At 35.0% G+C, this 22678-nt stretch carries 17 protein-coding genes; 6 read left to right on the top strand and 11 right to left on the bottom strand.

Translation table 11 applies throughout. The features are described 5' to 3' along the window. Entirely contained in the window at positions 1-537 is a 537-nt protein-coding gene (locus tag BMW53_RS15765) for a heme NO-binding domain-containing protein (RefSeq protein WP_038562796.1), read from the bottom strand. A gap of 357 nt (positions 538-894) precedes the next feature. Here BMW53_RS15765 and BMW53_RS15760 point away from each other — a divergent pair, with 357 nt between their 5' ends. The 6 genes from BMW53_RS15760 (at position 895) to BMW53_RS15735 (ending at position 8672) form a co-directional block, all read left to right on the top strand. Beyond that, positions 895-2217, top strand: coding sequence for a UDP-glucose dehydrogenase family protein (locus BMW53_RS15760; protein ID WP_038562799.1), 1323 nt, complete (start codon positions 895-897; stop codon positions 2215-2217). Between the two features lie 34 nt (positions 2218-2251). Beyond that, a complete protein-coding gene (locus tag BMW53_RS15755) occupies positions 2252-3202 on the top strand; it encodes a UDP-glucuronic acid decarboxylase family protein (RefSeq protein WP_038562802.1) in 951 nt (316 codons plus the stop codon). 96 nt (positions 3203-3298) lie between these two features. Further along, the gene (locus BMW53_RS15750; RefSeq protein ID WP_038562805.1) at positions 3299-4408 is read left to right on the top strand and encodes a hybrid sensor histidine kinase/response regulator; all 1110 of its coding nucleotides are present in this window, start codon (positions 3299-3301) and stop codon (positions 4406-4408) included. Between the two features lie 116 nt (positions 4409-4524). Beyond that, entirely contained in the window at positions 4525-6264 is a 1740-nt protein-coding gene (gene menD, locus BMW53_RS15745) for a 2-succinyl-5-enolpyruvyl-6-hydroxy-3-cyclohexene-1-carboxylic-acid synthase (protein ID WP_038562808.1), read from the top strand. A 199-nt stretch (positions 6265-6463) separates the two neighbouring features. Beyond that, a complete protein-coding gene (locus BMW53_RS15740) occupies positions 6464-7828 on the top strand; it encodes an MATE family efflux transporter (RefSeq protein ID WP_175463513.1) in 1365 nt (454 codons plus the stop codon). Further along, complete coding sequence (locus BMW53_RS15735; protein ID WP_051568083.1) at positions 7806-8672, top strand: SDR family NAD(P)-dependent oxidoreductase; 867 nt, start codon at positions 7806-7808, stop codon at positions 8670-8672. Before BMW53_RS15740 ends, BMW53_RS15735 begins: the two co-directional genes overlap by 23 nt. Positions 8673-8684: 12 nt before the next feature. Here BMW53_RS15735 and BMW53_RS15730 read toward each other — a convergent pair whose 3' ends face one another. The 10 genes from BMW53_RS15730 to BMW53_RS15685 all read right to left on the bottom strand — a co-directional run bounded on the left by BMW53_RS15730 (position 8685) and on the right by BMW53_RS15685 (position 22677). Beyond that, positions 8685-10670, bottom strand: coding sequence for a T9SS type A sorting domain-containing protein (locus tag BMW53_RS15730; RefSeq protein WP_081804919.1), 1986 nt, complete (start codon positions 10668-10670; stop codon positions 8685-8687). Positions 10671-10852: 182 nt separating this feature from the next. Then, positions 10853-12043, bottom strand: a complete 1191-nt coding sequence (locus BMW53_RS15725; protein WP_038562815.1) for a glycosyltransferase family 2 protein — start codon at positions 12041-12043, stop codon at positions 10853-10855. A 66-nt stretch (positions 12044-12109) separates the two neighbouring features. Beyond that, positions 12110-13288, bottom strand: coding sequence for a glycosyltransferase (locus BMW53_RS15720; RefSeq protein ID WP_081804920.1), 1179 nt, complete (start codon positions 13286-13288; stop codon positions 12110-12112). Between the two features lie 51 nt (positions 13289-13339). Further along, positions 13340-14557 (bottom strand): glycosyltransferase family 2 protein, encoded by a 1218-nt coding sequence (locus BMW53_RS15715; protein WP_051568084.1) that lies wholly within the window; start codon positions 14555-14557, stop codon positions 13340-13342. A 146-nt stretch (positions 14558-14703) separates the two neighbouring features. Then, positions 14704-15669, bottom strand: a complete 966-nt coding sequence (locus tag BMW53_RS15710; RefSeq protein WP_074780948.1) for a glycosyltransferase family 2 protein — start codon at positions 15667-15669, stop codon at positions 14704-14706. Between the two features lie 11 nt (positions 15670-15680). Continuing rightward, entirely contained in the window at positions 15681-17177 is a 1497-nt protein-coding gene (locus BMW53_RS15705) for an O-antigen ligase family protein (protein ID WP_051568085.1), read from the bottom strand. A 17-nt stretch (positions 17178-17194) separates the two neighbouring features. Continuing rightward, positions 17195-18340: a polysaccharide pyruvyl transferase family protein gene (locus BMW53_RS15700; RefSeq protein WP_074780945.1), complete on the bottom strand. Its 1146-nt coding sequence runs from the start codon at positions 18338-18340 to the stop codon at positions 17195-17197. A gap of 119 nt (positions 18341-18459) precedes the next feature. Beyond that, positions 18460-20724, bottom strand: a complete 2265-nt coding sequence (locus BMW53_RS15695; RefSeq protein WP_139178203.1) for a GumC family protein — start codon at positions 20722-20724, stop codon at positions 18460-18462. Next, entirely contained in the window at positions 20721-21467 is a 747-nt protein-coding gene (locus tag BMW53_RS15690) for a TolC family protein (RefSeq protein ID WP_168136448.1), read from the bottom strand. The genes BMW53_RS15695 and BMW53_RS15690 overlap by 4 nt, the downstream gene beginning before the upstream one ends. A 1-nt stretch (position 21468) precedes the next feature. Then, complete coding sequence (locus BMW53_RS15685; protein ID WP_051568086.1) at positions 21469-22677, bottom strand: sugar transferase; 1209 nt, start codon at positions 22675-22677, stop codon at positions 21469-21471. Between the last annotated feature and the right edge of the window lies 1 nt (position 22678).

The following is a 22678-nucleotide window of genomic DNA, read 5'->3' as shown; positions in this document are numbered from 1 at the left end:
CTATTTTGTTATTCTAAATAAAACCACTGTTCCATCCTCTTCAATATATTCTCTGCTAATGGTAATATTCTCGTTAAAATGTTTGGCGCATCCTTGTATCAAACCTTCGGCAAAATCGGCCATTTTACGTTGCGAGCGGTAAATCATTACCATCTTGTCTTCTCTTTGTTCTTCAATGCTAAAAGTAGGTAACTCTGCTTCAGGATACAACTTTAACACCTCAACATGAATAGTTCCTTCAACATCGGCAAGTAGCTGAAACGAGCTGGTTTTGTTCTCGAAAAATACCGGATAAGCCTTTACGAATACGTCAAAAACATACGCTCCAAAAGCGAATAATAACTTATCGGTATTCAGCTTGGTTAGTTTACTTAACTCGGTAATCAATGCAAACATTTCTGAATGATGATAGGTGCCAACCGAAGTGTATATACCTTCGCTAGGTACTTTCGATTTTTCGATAATGGTATCAACAGTTTCGTAACCGTATTCTTTTTCCACCATCTCCAAAAATTCCCTAAAAACCAATCCTTTCATCTTGCCTGTCTATTTCGTTACAATTACCTGCTTTTAGTATATCAACAGAAGTCTGATAAATTTAAAATTTTTGCTTAAACCAAATCCGGCGTGTACTAAATTCTTACATAAATTAAGTAAAATTCCCCAAGAAACGTAAGGCTTTTGCTTACTGAATTTGTTAGAAAATTTTTGGTTGGATGATTTTATGCTAAAAAAGGGAAAAAAACAGAACAGGAATAATGCCTTACATATTATTTGTATATATTTAATTTCAGTTTTCAGGCATCCATTAAATCTCCTGAGAACACGGTACAGACAAACCATTAAATTAAAGTTTATTAAAAAAGTAATTTTCTAAATCTTAAAGAATCAAGTATGAAAATATCAGTAGTAGGGACAGGTTATGTTGGATTGGTATCGGGAACATGTTTTGCCGAAACCGGAGTTAACGTAGCATGTGTTGACATTGACCAGAAAAAAATTGACAACCTAAACAATGGAATTATTCCAATCTATGAACCCGGATTGGAAGACATTTACAAAAAGAACGTAGAAAAAGGTCGTTTAGAGTTTACAACAAACCTTGCAGAGAGTATAAAAGATGCCGATTCGGTATTTATTGCAGTAGGTACACCGCCTGACGAAGACGGAAGTGCAGACTTAAAATATGTGTTGGGTGTAGCCCGCGAAATTGGTAAAAGCATGGATCACTACCTGGTGGTGGTAACCAAAAGTACGGTTCCGGTAGGTACATCAATGAAAGTAAAACAAGCCATTTCGGAAGAATTGGAAAAACGAGGTGAAAACATTCCGTTTGATGTAGCTTCGAATCCTGAGTTTTTGAAAGAAGGTAGTGCCGTTGCTGATTTTCTGAAACCAGACAGAATCGTAATTGGTACAGAATCGAAACAAGCCCAAAAGGTTATGAAACGATTGTACAAACCTTTCTTGCTCAACGGCCATCCAATTTTATTTATGGACATTACCTCGTCGGAAATGACTAAATATGCTGCCAACTCGATGCTGGCAACAAAAATTAGTTTTATTAACGACATTGCAAACCTTTGTGAGATTGTTGGTGCCGATGTTGATAATGTGCGAAAAGGTATTGGTTCCGATGCACGAATCGGAAATAAATTCATATATCCGGGAACCGGATATGGCGGGTCATGTTTCCCAAAAGACGTTCAGGCACTTATTCGCACTGCCGACGAACACAACTATTCGCTCGAGATATTAAAAGCTGTAGAGTCGGTTAACTATCGCCAAAAAGAGGTACTTTTTACCAAATTAAACAAACGTTTTAATGGCGATCTGAAAGGCAAAAAGTTTGCCATGTGGGGATTGGCTTTTAAACCAAAAACCGATGATATGCGCGAAGCTCCTTCATTAGTAATTATTGAACGATTGCTAAATGCCGGTGCATCGGTTGTTGCTTACGACCCCGTAGCAATGGAAGAAGCCAATAGAATTTTAGGCGATAAAATTTCGTATGCAAAAGACGAATATGAAGCACTTATTGATGCTGATGCGCTAATTCTGGTTACCGAATGGTCGGAGTTTAGATTGCCAAATTTCCGTGTGCTTGAAAAATTACTGAATAACAAAATAATTTTTGACGGCCGTAATATCTACGATCCGGAAGAATTGGAAGAACTCGGTTTTGAATATTATGCCATTGGTCGCAGTAAGAACTAACCTGAACCTTTTTTAACAAACAAAACTTACCGAAATGAAAAGAATTTTAGTAACCGGAGGGGCCGGTTTTGTGGGCTCTCATCTGTGTGAAAGGTTGTTAAACGAAGGCAACGAGGTTATTTGTCTTGACAATTATTTTACAGGCAAAAAGCAAAAGATTATACACCTATTGGATAATCCGTATTTCGAATTAATACGTCACGATGTAACTCAACCGTTCTATATTGAAGTGGACGAAATTTACAACCTGGCGTGTCCGGCGTCACCTGTGCATTACCAATACAACCCCATAAAAACCATAAAAACTTCGGTTATGGGCGCGGTAAATATGTTGGGATTAGCCAAACGAATAAAAGCAAAAATACTTCAGGCATCAACCAGCGAAGTATACGGAGATCCGGATGTTCATCCACAACCCGAAGAATATTGGGGAAATGTAAACCCAATTGGTATTCGCTCGTGTTACGACGAAGGAAAACGTTGTGCTGAATCGTTATTTATAAACTATAACGTTCAAAACGATGTACTCATAAAGATCATCCGAATTTTTAATACCTACGGACCAAAAATGGAACCGGATGACGGTCGTGTTGTTTCAAACTTTATTATGCAGGCACTTCAAAACCAGGATATCACGATTTTTGGTGACGGTCAGCAAACCCGAAGTTTCCAATACGTTAGCGATCTGGTAGAAGGAATGATTAGAATGATGAATACTGAAGATAGTTTTACCGGCCCAATTAACATTGGTAATCCCGGAGAGTTTACCATGCTTGAACTTGCCAGCGAGATTATTGATATTACCGGATCAAAATCAAAAATCATTCATCTGCCTTTACCTAAAGATGATCCGACACAACGACAACCCGATATTACTTTGGCAAAAGAGCAATTAAACGGCTGGGAACCACAAGTTCCGTTACGCGAGGGTTTAACAAAAACCATTGCTTATTTCGACCAATTACTGAAAGACGGCGACGTGTAAACAACGTTGTTCACGAATAATGATTTGACAGATGAAACTTGTATGAAAACACCCTTTACATGCAAGTTTCATCTGTTTTTTTTAGAAAGATAAATTATGCACTTAAATCTACAGGAAGAAACTCCTACCATATTAATTGTTGACGATAACCCTAATAACATTAAAATTGTTGCGCTTATACTGCGTACCTTAAAGTATAAAATTGTTATTGCCACCAACGGCGAACAAGCAATAGAACTGGTTGAACAAACCAGACCCGACTTGATTTTGCTTGATATTATGATGCCTAAAATGGATGGATACGATGCGTGCAAAATCATCAAAGAAAAGGAGGAGAACGCAAATATTCCGGTAATATTTATTACCGCATTAAACGACACCGAAAGCCTGGTAAAAGGATTTAAAGCCGGTGGTGTTGATTACATTACAAAACCTTTTAATAAAGACGAACTGGTTAGTCGAGTACAAACACACCTTGAATTAAAACAAACACGCGACAGGCTGGAGAAAACCACTCACCATTTATCGGAACTTAATGCACTAAAAGACAAAATGTTCTCGGTTATTGGTCACGATTTAAGATCGCCATTAAGCAGTGTGAAAATGACACTGGAATTTCTCTCGAAAATGACCGACACAAAAGACAATCCGGTTGCCGAGAATATAAACATCATGCTAAAAACCACCGACGAAGTTTTTGGCTTGCTCGAAAATCTTTTAGGTTGGGCAAAATCGCAAAGCGGAAACCTAAGTATCAATAAAGAGGAGCTGCAAATTTCGGATGTTGTTAACAGTGTTTATATTCTGAATAAAGGCAATTTAGAACTAAAAAAGATTTCTTTTAAATCGGAAGTTAGTGAAACGACAAAAGTAACGGCCGATTTGAGTATGATGAAAGTTGTACTGCGCAACCTGGTCTCAAATGCCATAAAATTTACTCCTGATGAAGGAACAATAACCGTTTCGGCTACCGAAAAAAATGGAAAAACAATAATTTCTGTTGCCGACTCGGGCATTGGAATTTCGGAAGAAGACCTGCCAAAGGTATTAAATCCGAATACACATCACACCACTTATGGCACTAACCGCGAAGCTGGTAGCGGACTGGGTTTAACCCTGTGCAAAGACTTTGTTGAAAAGAATGACGGAACAATTTGGGTAGAAAGCGAATTGGGCAAAGGCAGTACGTTCTTTATTGAAGTATAATGATAGATAAACAACATCTAAATGACTGTATACTTTTTATAACCGTAAGTTTTATCTTCTGTTTTAAAAAGAATTCTTGAAATTGGAAATATTAAATTGACCAGAAAAATTAAATCATGTACACAAATAATACACAAATCCTACATCTTATATCTCTTCTTAAAGAATATGGAATAAGCAAGGTTGTAATTTCTCCGGGAAGCCGCCACTATCCATTAACACATTCGTTAGAAGCAGATAAAAGTTTTCAGCTATACTCAGTGGTTGATGAACGAAGCGCAGCTTTTTTTGCATTAGGTTTAATACAGGAAAGTGATTCTCCTGTTGCTATTTGTTGTTCATCGGGCACAGCATCTGTTAATTACAGCTCAGCAGTATGTGAAGCCTATTATCAAAAACTACCGCTGCTTGTAATCACCATCGACAGGTTATCGGCTTTGTTAGGCCAAACAGAAGACCAAATGATCAAGCAAACAAACATTTACGAGAATTTTGTAAACTTTGAATGCACGTTATCGATGGGTGATAATGCGATGGATATTTGGCATAGTAATCGATTAATAAATGAAGCATTAATAAAGTTAACCAAAAAAGATAATGGTCCAACACATATTAATATTCCGATAAAACAACACCGCGACCTTAAATTTGAAACTAAAACCTTACCTAAAGTTCGCAGAATTTTCCATCACGATCCGGAGCTATCAGAACAAGACTGGAAAGATTCTGCAGCAATGCTAGAGAACAAAAGAATAATGATCGTGTGGGGCCAGTCCGAGCCTTTGTCAAATAAACTATCTGCTGCGTTAGACGAATTTAGTAAAACACAAAACTATGTAATACTAACCGATAGTATTTCGAATTGTACCCACCACCGAGCAATACTGAATACATTTACAACTCTTCGTGCCCTTTCAATACCCGATCAAGACAACCTTGCACCTGATTTTGTTTTTACCATTGGTGCCAACTTTGTTTTTAATCTTGAGATTAAAGGATTTTTAGGAGCCTATAAAAATAAATTAGAAAACTGGCAAATAAATAATGGTGGAGAAATTAGTGATCCGTTTAAACGCTTAACCCGCGTTTTTGAAATGTCTCCTACCCTTTTCTTTGAAAAAATTACAAAATATTCATCAACGCCTGGTGAAAGCGACTCGTACTTTAAACAGTGGGACGTAATTGCCCAAGCGGTTCCCGAACCAGAAGTTCAATACAGTCAATTACAGGTTTTGGGGAAACTGGTAAAGAAACTGCCAGAGAACTCAGTACTTCAAATTGCCAACAGTAACGCGATCAGGCTGATGCACTTATTCAAGATTAAAAAAACAGTACGCTGTTATTGTAACCGTGGTGTTAATGGTATCGACGGATGCATGTCAACTGCAGTTGGTTTTGCAGCAAGTTCAGATAAAATTGTTTATTACGTTACCGGCGATCTAACATTCTTTTATGATATGAATGCGTTGTGGAACCGATATATTTCAAAGAAATTAAGAATTGTTCTTATAAACAATGAAGGTGGTGCTGTTATGCATATGCCATTTCCAAAAAGCCAGGCCAGAGAATTGGAACAATACACCTCGGCTTACCACAATACATCTGCAAAGGGTTGGGCTGAATCAGTTGGTATTACCTATACCAGCGTAACAAACGAAGATGAAGCTGAAAAAGCCATAGCCGAGATAACTGATGAGACCATGGAAACGCCAATGTTAATTGAAGTTTTTACGAAAAAAGAAGAAGATGTTGAAATTGTTAAATCATACTACAACAGCATCAACAAAGTTAAAACCATCGACAGAGCAAAACGAAAAGCGTACAGAATTGCGAAGCAATATCTGAATAATTTTTAACCCCAAAAAGCACAATTTGGAAGCGCATAATAAAACCATAGCAAAAAATACACTCTTCCTGTATTTCAGGATGATTTTTAAATTACTGATTTCGTTAATCACCTCTCGCATAATTCTTGATGCACTTGGCTTTAGCGATTACGGGCTGTATAATGTTGTGGGTGGTACCGTTGCAATGTTCGCGTTCTTAAACAATAGTATGGCATCGGCTACCCAGCGTTTTCTGAATTACGAAATGGGAAAAGGTCAATCAAACGCATTAAAAACCGTTTTTAGTACCAGCTTATTTTTACATATAATTATTGCTTTTGTTGTACTTGCTTTAAGTGAAACAATCGGCCTTTGGTTTGTAAATCATAAATTACAAATTGATGCTGATCGGCTACATGCTGCAAATTGGGTGTTTCAGTTTTCCATTCTAACATTAATATTCCAAATTATTGCAATTCCTTATAATGCGTCAATTATCGCTCACGAAAAAATGTCGGCTTTTGCTTACATAAGTATTTTTGAAGCATTAATGACACTATTAATTGTTTTAGGCATTAATAACAGCCAACACACTGACAGACTCATTTTGTATTCGGGATTGTTATTAGTCTTATCTATTACTGTTTCCTTAATTTTTTTAGTTTACGCAAAAAGAAAGTTCGCCGAATGTTCGTTAAAAATATGCTACAGCAAAATCTATTTTAAAGAAATGCTTAGCTACTCGGGGTGGAATACCTTAAGTGTTTTTTCCGTAATGCTAAAAAAACAAGGGATTGACATTCTGTTAAATCTGTTTTTTGGAACTGTAGTAAATGCTGCGCGAGCGTTGGCTACAAAGTTAAATAATGTGGTTACCGGTTTTGTGCTAAATTTTATGCAGGCCATGAATCCGCAAATCGTTAAAAATTTTGCAAAGGGCGAGTTATCTGAAATGAAAAAACTAATCATGTTTGGATCAAAATTTTCCTTTTTTCTGATTTTAACTTTTGCGTTGCCCATACTAATCGAAACAGAACCGATTTTAAGTTTATGGCTTAAAGAGGTTCCAGAGTATACCACTATTTTTACCCGATTAGTTATAATTACTGCACTTATTGATTCATTAAACAATACGCTTTGGACAGCTCAGAGTGCCACCGGGAAGGTAAAAGCGTACCACATAACATTAAGTAGTATTGGCTTGGTAAATCTTCCGATTAGTTATTTATTACTAAAACTTGGGTATCCTCCGTATATGCCGTTAATTGTTACATTAGTACAATCAATTGTACTAACGTATGTAAGGCTAAAATTTTTAAAAAAATCAATAAAACTAGATGTCTCAGAGTTTTTTTACAATGTAATTCTTCGGGCATTCTTCATTTCTGTAACAGCATCAATACTTCCAATATTACTTCATCTGTATTTAAATCCTAACTTATTAAATACTTTTATAGTATGTTGTCTGGCTGTATTATGTGTTAGTATAAGTTTCTTTTCAATCGGGTTAAAACGTAATGAAAAGAAGAAAGTACTTGAACTTTTTGTTAATAAAATACCAATATTAAAACATGTTACGAAATATCTATCATAAAATTAAGCGAACTGCCTTAAATAATTTATCGGGCAAACCAACCATTAATGTTACAAAACCATACCTTATTGAGTTGCAAGAAAAGAATAGGTTTAAACACCAGGTTGCAGTTGTTACCGGAGGATCAGGAGCCATTGGTAGAGCAATATGCTGCCGACTAGCTGCAGAAGGTGCCATAGTTTATGTTTGTGGTATGACTGAATCAAAAATTAATGAGGTAGTTGCAGAAATAAAAACGCAATTGCAGGGAGAAGCTTATCCTTTAAAACTGAATGTCACTGATTTAATAAATATAGAAACCGCCTTTGCGCAGATTATTGAAAAACACGGCACAATTGATATTTTGGTTAACAGCGCAGGAGGCAGTTTACGTGGGCAAAGCAATGAACTTACCGGTCAGGATATTAATCTAATAAAACAAAACATTAATATCAATTTAATTGGATCGCTTGCATGTTCTAAGGAAGCTGCAAAAGCCATGAAAACCAAAAAGAAGGGAAGAATTATCACCATCTCATCAATTATTGGAGATCATGGCAAAGCGGGTTTTACAGAATACGCTGCAGCCAAAGGAGGTACAAATGCATCGGTAAAATCTTTGGCCATGGAACTGGGCAAATATGGGATAACAGTAAACTGCGTTTCTCCTGGCATTGTTCAACGCGACGAGATTACCCCCTACCAAATGGAACAAATAAAAAAGAAAAACTACATGAATTCTTTTGGCAAACCAGAGGATATTTCAAATATGGTAGCTTTTCTAGCATCAAGCGAAGCCTCGTTTATAACTGGTCAGAATTTTATTGTTGACGGTGGCAGAAGTTTAGGCTTAAAGGGAGATTAAGCGTGAACATTATTAACTTTGTTTTATAAATTTAGTGCTTCTTGTTATTCCTGCATCATTTCTATACCTTATAATATACATACCTTTCTTTAAATCCATATTCGAAAGATTGATATTAATTTCTGACGAAGAATAATCACTGTATTCTTGTGTAAAAAGCATTTGTCCATTTAAATCAAATATTTCTAAATTATATTCTCCAACAAGATCTTCATCAATACTAACTTTTAAAGATTTACTCACCGGATTTTGGCACTTTAAAGTTTTATCCTCTTCAGTTTCAGCATCAGCACTTTTCAGATTACCCGATTCTTTATAACCGAAAAGCACAATCTCATTAATTGCAGCCGACAGACTTTCATCAATCGTCAGTCGTACATACCTACTAGATACATTAACCGAGTGCCTCTTCCACGATTTGTACTCATCGCAAGGCTCTGTAAATACTTCTTGCCAATCGCCCGGCTCGCCAATTGAAACCTCCATATCTGCTATTCCTTGCATATCATGTAATGCAATTTCGGTTAATTGATATTGACGTCCTAAATCAAAATAAATATGATATGGACCGTAATCCATATTGTAGTAAGGTTTCCAAATTTCGCTAGACGCATGTTCGTTTTTATCTAACGATAGGCCCTGTTCATCAACCAAATAATCGGCTGAATAAATATTTATCCCTTCCTTTTCATCAATAATCATTTCAGAAGAGAGAATAATTTGTGCGGATTTTGTATTCTTTGAATTGTTCTTTTTATCTTCGAAATATTCTGGTCCGCCGGGAGCACCAAGCAATAAATATTTAACAGGAGTTGATTCGGCAAGAGAATAATCATTTTCTTGTTCGTTGGTAAACCCAATCTCATCAATTGCAGTGTGAATATTGTTTGCAAAAATGTGATTACTCTTGCTTCCAGAATTATTCAAAAAAAATGGGATTAACGAATTCCACTTATTATTGTTAATAACAACCACATTCAGTTCATTCATACTCTCAATAATCTCTGAATGAGTATTATCTTTAAAGTAATTACCTGAAACTACGATTGGTTGATTAACATCGGTGAATAGACGATTATCGATAAACATTCCTTTACAGTTACTAATGTAGTTATTGGTAAAAACATTATTTCCTTTTCCCATATTTATAATTCCATGCGCAGGTGCACCTATTAAAATGTTGTTGTAAACGTTAGCTACCGAATTATCGCCAATTTGCAAAAGACTTCTTTGCGAACCAACATTATCCATCCCGGCATTTAATAAGGTGTTATTATGTATTTCAACATCTTCAACCATATTTGCAATTTGTATCGATTCTCTACCGGTATTTCTCACAATGTTATTATACACCTTTACATGTTTAAATTCCATTCCCGGGCTTTTGGTTTCACCCAGATACATGCCTTCGGTAACATTTTCTACAAAACAATCGTGGATAACCAAATTTGAAAAAACAGGTGCTGGCGAAGGAGGATTACCATCATAATCTTTTTTGACACATATTCCCATAAATCCCTCATGGCTAATTTTTATAAATTCAGCTTCGCAATCAGTACTTAACTCAGTAAAACCAAGTCCACAAGTATTAGCCGATAGAAGAAAACCATATTTGCAGCTTTCATCACCAGTACCGGTAACTTTTATATACGAACAATTTTCGAATGTTAATGCACCCCATGCTGTTGGCGAATCTATTCTAACCTGGCCTCCAAAATTTATAAAAACAATGGGGGTTTCCTTTGACCCTTTAAGATTTCGAATTTTTAATGCCTTAGTTCTGTCTGAAGAAATAAAAACAGTATCACCTCCCGTCGGAGCAACAGCCCAAGTATTAGCATCGATGTAATAACCAAAACTCTCCTCAACTAAATATTTTTTTGTAGATGCACTTAAATCCGTAGAAGCAACCAGTATTACCAGCACAGAGATTAAAGCATAAAATCTCTTATTAAACTTAAGTAGAAGTTGTAAAAAAGAAAGAGAAAATAACATCATGATAGGATTTGTATTTTAAGTACCACTAAAATACATAATATCATTTACCTACTGTAGGGATTAAATCTTAAAATTCAGGTAATTATTTCTGATTTTATTTTACAAAAAGTACTTTACAAACAAATAATCGAGTATAATTTATGTAAATCCGGAATAGTTTTTAAACAAACGAACACATTTAATTATGCTCCACGTTTTGCTCGTGCCCAATTTACTGACTGATTACCTCGTAAATACCTATTAAATCCCAGGTAAACTGACAAGTTCATAATAAAGAAATAATATGGTACAAAAAGTAATTTTATTTTAATCTTCCTGTTTTCCAAAAACCACCCAAGCAATGCCGATATATAAAACAATACCTGACCATAAAAAAGTACAGTATAAATATTTTGAATATTCATGCCTGAATGTAATGCCAGAACAAGATTTACAGGGATAATGCAAAGTAAAAGAAGTGGTGTTAGTGTCCAACGTAAAACACGATGCGAAATAAATTGAAAAGACAAAGTACCGTATTTAAACACGTTTAGTAAAGAGTTTAATCGAACAACAGACTGTATACCTCCTGCAGAAATTCGAACTTTACGTTTAAGCTCTTCTTTCACATTGGCCGAAGCTGTTTCAATGGCATAGGCTTCAGGATTATATTGTATGGTGTAACCTTGCATTGCTACTCGCAACGATATAATGAAATCGTCTAATAAGGTGTCCTTTTCAACTTCTTGCCAGAGTTCAGTTCTTATAGCAAAAAGTTCTCCGGCAGCACCAACTACGGAGTACAACTCTGCGTCCCATTTTTTTAATGTCGATTCATATTTCCAATATATACCCTCTCCCGCTCCAGCAGCGGCATCTGCATCTTTATTTACAATACGTTTTTCACCCGATACACACCCCACTTTCGGATCTTTAAATAAGTTAACAATCTCTTTTATCGATTCTTTTCCTAAAGTGGTATTACCATCAGAAAATATTACTATTGGTGTTTTTACGAACTTCATTCCCCGATTCATTGCTCCAATTTTTCCTCCACGAGCATCCTCATGATAAACCTCTACTCCTTCGTAACTTTTTAGAATATCAGGTGTACCATCATCTGAGCCATCGGTTACCCACACATGACGAACTTTTTCTTGTGGATAATTTAAACCAAAAGAGTTTTTTACTTTTGCATCCACATAATCTTTTTCGTTATATGCAGCAACAAAAAGTGTTACTTCGGGTTCGTAGTCATCGTTACCTGTAAAAGGTTTATGGATACCGAATACCCTTCGAATCTTTATAATGAAATACAACAAAATACCATACCCCAAATAAGAATAAAAAATTATAAAAAGAGCCAGCCAAAATATAATCTCTAATATCTTCATTTTCTACATTTTTAAATAATAAATACTTATTTAACTTCTCTTGATGAATCCTAATCAACACCCATTCTACAAACTATCAAAGAGTATTTTTCCAAATTCTTCTGTTCGCTTATCCCACGAATTCTTTTTAGCAAACTCACATCTTTCTTTTATCAAAACAGGTGTATCTAAATTTGTTTCCTTTTTCAATGCTTCAACAAATGACTCTTTGTCGTTAGGGACACTAACCATTCCTTCAAAATCTTTTAAATCGGCAAATGCAGTCATTACCACCGGAACGCCAACTGCCAGGTATTCGTTTATTTTTAACGGGTATATGTTTTTATTGTACTCGGTAATGGTATACGGAATAATTCCCACATCGTATGATGCCAGTAATGCGGGCACATCATTTGGGCCAATAGCTGAGAAGAATTGCACATTATTGTATTTTTCCAAACGATTTTTTATCTCCAGATTTCGAAGATTACCTGTAAAATGAAATTCAAATTCAGGTAATTGACGAATGGCATGTTCTACAATATCAATATCAAAACGATGATCGAGACTACCGATATAGCCAACTTTTTTGTCACCGCTTTTATTCACGTCAGTCTTAACATTCGAGGCAAAAACCTCATAGTCAACTCCGTTTTTAACTACATACGATTTTTTATTGAACTGAAGTTTATCTTCTTTCAAGTAATCAGAAGTTGTTATTACAGCATCCGCTAGCTCTGTATATTTGTGGTCAACATCATATACTTTATCACCGTAGAATCCTGTATCGTACCCATCGTAACAGTAATAAATGTTTGAAGATTGATTTAACTGGTTAATCAATGGCGTTCCATAAAAAGGATTGTAGGCATTTACTATTATCGGTTCATTAAACTCAAGTTTTTTAATAAGCTTTTTTAATGTGATTTTATAAATCCATGAATTAAATTTTAAAGCCAAATCAAAAATCTTCTGTTTCTTAATCCAGTAAACGGGTAAAACCGGTGGCATAACCAGATTGTAAACCGATGTGTCAACATCTGATTTAATTGTGATTAATCTTCTTCGAATACCCAACATTCGCTTTACCGGTGCTTCTTTTTTTCTTAAAATAGCAAATATTAAATCCTTTAGCGTATACGGATATTCAACAAATACTACCCTATTTCTTTGCGCAAGTCGCGACATCAATTGTACTGTTGATTTAGTATATTCTCCATACCAAGTAGTATTTGAAACACATATAATATCCTTATTACTAATCATTGATTTTTTTTTATTGGTTCGTCTTAATTCTCCAAATAAATTTAGCTTTTGCTAGCTTTTGTCGTTTACAGTCCCGTGTTGTGTATGTATAAATTTTTTATTAGCTCCTTTAATTGTAATAAGCGAAATAAACATCAGAATAAAACCTTTTGGTAATGTTAGTACAGCTTTAAGCGTTTCTTTATTGTAAAACTTACGAGGTACCGCCAACATAAATGAAAAGTACACCAAGCAAAAAACAACTAACCAATTGAAAAACGTAATAAATGGGGTATTGAAAAGGCTTTCTCCAAGGATAAAGAATATGCCATGAACCAAGGTTAGTAACGTTACAAAACCCAGCAGCAAAATACGCGGTGGCTGCAACATTTGAAACATTTTATCAAAAAATACAAGATTTCCCTTGGCAAGTAAATGGTAGATCCCCGAAAAGAAATAACGACGTAAGTATATTACCTGTGCCGACAGCCATCTTCTTCTTTGGTTTGAAAAATTCCCCGAATCCTGTACTTTCTCATCCAAACAATAGGCATGAGGTAAATATTCAACCATTATTTTTTCGCGCGACAATTTGAGCTCCAATTCCTTATCAAATCCACCTACTGCAAATACATTATTCATCGTGGTTTTAAAAAACTTATAATCAAATGCCATTCCTGACCCAATTAAGCCACACGACATATTCAATACCCGATGTCCTTTTCTGAAAATATGATTATTTACTTCTTCGCTAACCGCATCAAGAATAGCAAAGGCGGTATTGGTATTTTTAGCTATACGATGACCTTGAACGGCCTTGTATCCCCTGTTGAATGCAAGGTTCATTTTTGAGGTAAAATCTTTTTCAATTAAATTATCCGCATCAAGAATTAATGCTACATCATATTCGTCGCCCAGCACATCCATGGCTCTTGTTAATGCCTTGGCTTTTGTACTTTTTTCAAACGATACTTCAATTAATGTAATTGATAGTTTTTTTAGTTCTTCAAGTGTTGATTCTTTAAATGAATCAGCAATTACAACAACTTCAAATTTATCTTTTGGATAATCCTGCAGCAAAGCATCTTTTGCAACATCAATAATTACGGTATCCTCCTTATATCCCGGAATAAGAATTGCAAACTTATTGAAACCATCTTTAATTTCTTTTTTGTGACGAATAGGGAAAATGCCTGCAAATGCATAAATAAAGAAATATACACTGGCAATTCCCAAGTATACAAAAATGATTGCTTCAATAATTTTTATTAGTAAAACTACTACTTCCATAATGATTTAATTTGCTGGTTTAATTTTAAGAATACTGCCTTTTAAGTATTAATATTCTATTGATTTCGTTTACTTCAATAATATATTTGAAGTGTACGAGAATTGTATTTCAACAGATTCTTTTTTAATTGTCATTAACTTCCTTTTCATGTAATTGCTCTAATTTTTGAGTAAATAATTTTATTATCCTCAGTTAAATATGGATTAATTTTCACATTCCTATTTTTAAAATTCCAGAAATACCCTTCTAAAAGTTTCTTAGCCATCAGGTATTTCCCATTAAGAATAAACACGATCAGATTTTTGGGAATAGAGACAAACGTATAAAATAGAAATACAACGAGATAAGTATAAATACTACTGTTTCGTCTCATAAAAACTAACCTGTTTCTATTTAAATAATATGTTTTCATTGGATTCTCTTTACCCACAGACATGGATTCTTTATGGTATACTTTAGACTGCCCGTTGTAGTAAATTTTAAAACCGTGTCTTTTTATTAGCTCTGCCCAATCCACTTCCTCGTAATACAAAAAATAAATCTCGGGCATTAATCCAACTTCTCGAATTACTTTACGAGGTATAATCATTGCCGCGCCATGAGCCAAATCTGTTTCTGCTATATAATCATAAGAGCCATCATCAATTTGTTGTTTCCCATTTGTTGAGTTGCGCCCGGTAAACATATTAATCTTGTTTCCGCCTGCGTATTGAATTACATTCCTATTTTCACTAAAATAATAAACCAGTTTAGGAGAAACAGCTCCGATCGTATTATCCGATAACAATAAATCCACAAGAGGTTCGAGAAAATCAGGTTCTACTTCGGTATCTGAATTTAATAAAAGAATATACTCACCTTTTGATTGTTGAATACCAACATTATTACCTCCTGCAAATCCCAGATTTTTGTTAAGCTTGATAAGTTTTACTTCCGGACACTCTTCTCTTATCAATTCAGTACTCTCATTTGAACCATTATCAACAATTATTATTTCAATATTTGGATATGTAATAGCCCTTAAACTAATTATCGTTTCAATGGTAACTTTGGCGGTATTATAATTCACGCATATTATAGATACCAAAGGATATTTTTTCTCATGTTTCATACTTTAAACCTTTAATGCGTTACTCGCCTGTTTTCTTTTTCTGCGATCTCTCTATCGTATACTGGCCCTAAAAACAAAAATGCCATAGTAGAATATATCAGAATAACCGTAGGCATTTGCCCCAAAACTGCATTACCGTATGAGGCAACCATTATTCCAAACATTCCGGATACCAATGCACTCATTTGGCTTTTTAACCATGGATCTTTTAACTTAAACATTATAACATAGGAACTTTTGATAACGACATAAAACAGAATAAATAAGTGCAAAGCCAATCCAATTATACCATGTTCCATCCAAACCAGCACAAACCAACTGTCTGGCGGAGTTTTTGATATTGGATGAGAATGCGCCACCTTTTCAGCAATTGGCCCTGTTGCTCCAATTCCTCCACCTATGGGGTATGATCTCATTACTTTTTTTAGGTAACGTTGATTAGCCAACCTTACCTGCATAGAAGCATCTTGCGAGGGATTAAATGCAGTCCGCATTCGTGCAATAGTGTAATTACTTTGTCCTATAAATGTGTATTTAAAGAATATTAAAACGGAAAGTCCGACCAAACCTCCTAAAATCATCATTTTAATATTACGCTTAACAATTACAAACAACACTAAACCTCCTACCGGAACAAACATGGCTCCTCTGGTTCCTGAGATCATCATTCCATATAAAGCTAAAACTGCTGTTATGGCATAGAAATATTTTAGTTTCTTTGATTTTTCTTGTCCTAATGCAAGAATGGCAAATACAACTCCCGAGTGCCCCATTGAAGCTCCGTACTGCCCAGCATCAGTGAAAAAAGAAAAATACCTGATTTTTCCGTGCAATATATGAGTTACACTGTCGGGGCCGTGTACCCAGGCATCTTCAAAAGGATCGAGCCCAACAAATTTTTGAATGATCCCTTTTACAGCTCCTATAATTGTAAAAATAGCCCACAACTTAAAGTAAGTATGCAAATCTTTGTGTTTATCAAACAGAATTAAAAAGAGGGGTACAGTAAGAATCAGGTACAAGCCGATATTGCGCATGGAATAGAACCAGGCCATACGGGCAATTGCAAATGGATTTACTAATTGAAACAATACCCACCCAAACCAGATTATACATAAAACAAATAAATCTCCCTTGGCTTTTTGCCATCCAACATCTTTAAAAAATGCTTTAAAAAATAGAGACAAGAGCACAATCACCAAACTTAAATCGACAAACATTCCTAACGGAATAGGAAAATTGGAAACGTATCGGCCAACTCCCAGAATAAAATAATTGAAAATCAATAATGCAAATAATCCGAGCTTTGGATACATAAATTGATAATAGAGGTACACACCAACTATAATTAGTGCAACAATAACCGCTCCTGAAACCGGCCCCATTTTTACGATAAACGCTCCCACTACCAAGAATGTAAACAACACCATAATAAAAGGTAGAGGTAACTTTAAGAAATCACTTCCTCTTATTTCATTAAATGGGTTATCTTTTTCTGGTTTCAACATATTTTGTTTTCGCAATTTTAATTCAATGCATCTTTCAAAAATCTAATCGACCTATCCTTCTCCTCGGCTAAAATTTTGTTTACTGATTTGAAATCAATATCTCTTTTTAATAATTCGAAAACTTTGTGTAGTTCATTTTCATCGACTAATCGCTCCTCAAGTCCAAATATTTTTAATACTGATTGAAAACGACTTAATCCTCGTTTTGAATTCCCTATCGAAATAAACGGCTTATTAAAAATTATAGAAAAAGCTGTTCCATGAAACGAATCTGTTAAAATGAATTCAGCATCCATGAATGATCTTAACCAGTATGTTACCGGTGGATAAATACAATCTTTTAAACCGATCTTACCTGTTTCAAAAAACGACTGTTTGGCAGAAGCTGAAAAAACTTCCAGATTCAATTTTTCTCCTACATCATTTATAACTTGTTTCTTCTCTTGATTTATATCCAAAACGTAGTTAAAAAGTTTGCCCGGCATTTTTTCTACTTCATCCTTTTCAACCAATTTTTCATATTCCCATTTGGGTACTAAAAAGGTAGGATCAAGTGTAACAATAGCATCGACTCCCAGGTTTTTACGACACAATTCTACTGCAGAATCTTCCCGAACAGATATAGCTTTAAAACGTTTGGCTAGATTAGCGCAGGCCTTAGTTTGTTCTGGGCTATATTCCCAATTATCAGTTCCGAATGAGGCAGCATAAGAAATGCGTTTTTTTGTAGAATCTGATTTTAAAAAATCCAGAAAATGGTTTGCAATTTTTGGAGAATACCTTGGTCGCCAAACCTGATCGCTTCCCACAATAAATGCATCAAAATCAGATTTGCCAATATTATTTAAATCAGCATCCGAATTAACTTGATTTGTGACTGCAATATTTTCGTCGATAAACCGATCGGTATGCTTTTTAATGGTTTTTAATTCGTTCAAGTTAGGCCATGAACGCAGGCTTATTTTTTTTCGTAACAAGTACTTTTTTATGGAACGTTTAATTATGATTTTGATTTTATCTTTTAATGCAAAGTTTACCTCATCTATTCGATTAATTGTAATTGAACTATGTCCCAGCTCTTTGAGTGCCCATTGAAGTGCAAAATTCTGAAGGATACCTCCATAGTTCCAATTAAAAGGCAGTGTAATTATTCCTATTTTCATTTTTATCTTCCTAATTGGTTTAAATTGGATTAGCTATTTTTCCTTAAATGAAGAAATAATCCTCTTGCTTAACTTTTTAAGCTTGTTTTACTTCTGCACCATTTTTTAATTCGACCTTTTCATCTTTTTTTCTGCTTTTTTTTCTGCTTCTTTTTCGATCCGTTAATTCGATCTTTGGAGAAGAATTGTAAACGAATTACATTTTTTACAAATCGTCGGATAAAACTTCTTTTTCGTGGTAAATCACCAATTACATTTTCCATTTCCTCGATTTCCACACCATTTAATAATATCTGTGGTTTTTTATCTTCGGTAAACGAAAGTATATCCTTAATTGCATTTGTATCAGATTTAGTCCATGCTCTATTTGCACGTGTTACCATAAACGAATGATCGGTTCCGTTAAATAAATTTATCGGGAATGAATTTTGCAAAATTCCAGGAATCTCAACAAACACAAAATCATTCTGGTAACACTTGTGTCTGTCTGCTTCATCCATCAAATCTGTAATAACTTCACATTTATGGAAAGAATCATTAATAACATATTCATACACTTCGACGTTACTCAAACGTGTATATTTTTCATCTGATAATACCAGAACCTTATACCCGATATCTGCGAGACGTTCAGCGAGCAAACCTAATATCGTTGATTTACCTTCTTCATCAAGAATACTAAAAACAATATTGGTATCTGGCTTTTGTTCCTGGGCTTTGTTCGTTTCCTTACTTAGTATAAGTTTTCGGGCTAATACATCAATTGCCCTTGCTTTAATATTATCTATATCAAGACTCCTACTTACTTTTTTACCTATTTTCGGATAAATTGCAGCAACCGTTAAACCAGTAAACTCCTCAGCACGTTTTTCTGTTTTTAAACTTTGATCAATAAAATCAAGTAATATTATAAGAGCTGCCGGTATTATAAAACCAATTACTAATCCAACCAACAACAAAATTTTTCGTTTACTTGGTAAGGATTTATTAGGATACAAAGGAGGATCTGAAACTTTTAAGTTTGAATTCAACTCTACATTTTGTTGCTTTAATTTTGCAAGATTTAAACTCTCAAGAATGCTTAAATATTCTCTCTCTGCAATCGCAATCTTTCTTTCCAATCGCTTCATTTGAGCACCTTTCGGAGCATATTCCGTTATGGTACTTCTGAATTCGTCCTTGCGTTGTTCTCCTATTACAAGTTTAGCTTCCGAAGATTCAAGGTTAATAACAGTTTCCAGCCATTGAGTTAATACAGAATTTGACTCTACTCCTTCAATACTATTAGACATAAAATACGCCTTATTTACTTGCTCTCTTAACTGATTTTGCAGCGCAGTAGATTCGGTACTTAATTCTGCTATTTCATCAATATATAATTGTTGATTAATTGTATCAAATTGCGACTGATACTCCTTCAATGCCTTTTCAATATTTACAGCCGCTAATTGATCTCTTAATTCTAAAACTTTGGAATTAGTAATAACACGTCTTTGTTGAACACTAAGCTTTTCTTCAAGAACTTTTAGAACAGCTGCAGCACTGGCATATTCCATTCTTATTTCGTTAAACTTTGCATCAAAACTCTCTTTCTGAGAAGCGATGTATTCAGTTTGCTCGTAATAGTTAATAATGTTATTGTCTTTATTAAATTGAAGTAGTTCATCTTCTGCCAAATCAAGTTTTTCCTGGGCAAGGTTAAGTTGATCTTGAAAATACCTCAGAATAGCATCAGATTGATTAATCTTTACATCAGCATAATTTTTAATAAAAACATTGATTAAAATGACTAATGTTTGTTGACAGATGCCCGGATCTGTGGCTGAGTAACTAATCTCAATCATATCACTAAGGTTTTTACGCCTTACTGTTAATTCTTTCAAAATTTTTTCAAATCCGTAATATGTATTATCAAGCTCTATAAGCTTATAAATATAGTTTTGATTATTCTGAATTTTATAGTTTACAAATGCCTTATAAGTTGCATCAAAATCATTTTTAACTACTAATTTCTTTATTTTATCCGGAACTGAATTCATTAATTCATAATACGACTCCCGACTAATCACCTCCGGATTGGGCTCTTCCAATATCATATGTGACGTAAAAAGACGTAACCCAACTTCTTCTATAGTACTTCTGAGTTTTACAATATTTATTAGATTATCAAAAGCAGTCATGGTCGTAACCCGATCAATCTTACTACTTTCAAGCGATGTTAAACTCGAACCTGACGCTAAACCAGTATATATACTGGTAAAAGAGTTGTAAACCTTTGGCTCATCTTTTGTTAAGAAAAAAATGGCACAAAACAATATAATTGGTCCCAAAAGCATAAGTAACCAATGCTTTAGCAATAACCGTATGAAATATATTAAATTCAATTTCCAAGATTTAAATTAATTTCTGTCCCAATATTTTCCTGCAGAATTCTCATAGCTGTTATCAATTCGGTCTTTGCCTCTTCGTAAGATATCTCTGCATTCAATTGCATATTTTGTAACCGGGCATAATCGGCCATATCAATAATACCGTTTTTATAATTCACATCGGCCTCTATCATTTGTGTTCTCATAGATTCAACGGCTGCTATGTATATCACTAATTTCCGGTGAGCTCGAATTATATTACCGTATTGTATAATTATGAGTTCCTTTAATTCTTTTACCGATGCTTCACGCTGATATTGAGCTTTTTCTTTTTCGGCAATCGCCATACTTTTGTTTTTCCCACCTGCCAATGATAACAGCGGTAATTTCCAGGTAATGCCTAAATTATAACGCGTTTGTTCTGTTGTTTGTGCTTGGCTTTGATCGTAGCCCAAATCCTGAGAAATTACTAAATTATCAAACAAACCATATTTGACTCCAGCTTCCACACCAAGACCATTCATCCACTCGCGTCGAAGTAACTGCACTTTCATCTCGCGAATTACAATATCAGCATCATAGAGTTTTAACAAAGGAGAATTTTCAATTGCAAGGGCCTGTAATTCCGAAATAGAAGGTATTACTTCTGCAATATCATTACCCTCTGATGTGGCGGCAATTAAATTATCATAGGATTGTGCATGCAAAACATGAACTCCAAACACCAACAGAGCAATATATATTATCTTTTTTTTCATTTTAAACATTCTCTTTCTGAAAAACAGCTTTGAAAGTTCTGATAATAATCCAAATGTCTTTCCAAAACGAAAAGCGACTATTGGCAATTTCTGCGTAAGTATTATCCAACTGTTTACGTTCTTCAGGCGACATTTTTGATGTTTTCCCACGGGCTTCAACCTGCCACAAACCGGTAATTCCGGCCGGTCCGTTAAAGCGGTCGGTCCACTCATCGGTCGTTAGCAACTCGGCTTCGTACAAAGGCAAAGGGCGGTTTCCAACTATCGACATATCGCCTTTTAATACATTTATTAATTGTGGTAATTCATCGATACTTAATTTGCGGATAATATGACCAACTTTTGTTATTCGCGGATCATTTTCAAACTTCACGAATGCACTTTCCTGCTGCTGCTTTTTCTCCTGAATATGAGCGGCTTCATCAACTTCAACATCATCGCCAAAAAGTATTGTTCCATTTGCCTTGGAGCTTTCCTGTTGTTCATTGCTTTCATTTTCCGCTACATCAGTCTGCTCTTCCTCGTTATTTTGGTATTGATTTAAATGTTGAAATTCTTTCAGTCGTTTGTCGGCGTCAGGATACATCGATCGTAATTTCAAAAAATTGAAAATCCGGTATCCGGTACCTACCCTTTTTGAAATGTAATAAACCTTTCCTTTCGACTCCAAACGTATTGCAATTACAAAAATCAATAACAATGGCGACAGACAGAGCAAAGCCAGGCCTGAAAAAACAATATCGAAAGTACGTTTGAAAAATGGCGTTTTGTAAATCGTAGTTTCCGGGTCGTTCTTTTCTTTCTGCACCAACGACATTCGTGGTTTTAAAACCGTAAGGGTTTTTATGCGCTTGTAAAGCTCCTCGGTGTTTACCGGCTGATGAAATACATCATCTACCTTCTTTTTAAACGCCAATTGAATATCTTCAGCACTACGCTCATCGGTAATAACCAGGTAAGGAATCTTATTTCCCTGATCAACTTCAGCAATAAACGTTTCATGAAAATCAATCCCATTGCGCCCCGGCAGTTCTTTATCACAAACTACCCCATCGCACGAATTTCCTTCCTTTAACCAATTCACAGCACTTAATGCATTTGAATGGTGAATCAACTCAAGAAGATTCTTTTTCGATTCGAATCCGCTGATTATACGCTCATCGGTTCCGATATACAAAACGCTAAGTTTTCGGTTATGTTTGGCTTTCATA

It is taken from the genome of Draconibacterium orientale (genome assembly GCF_900111425.1).
GTDB lineage: Bacteria > Bacteroidota > Bacteroidia > Bacteroidales > Prolixibacteraceae > Draconibacterium > Draconibacterium orientale.
Note: the sequence above shows the minus strand (reverse complement) of the source record. Positions and strands in the feature narration are given on the sequence as shown.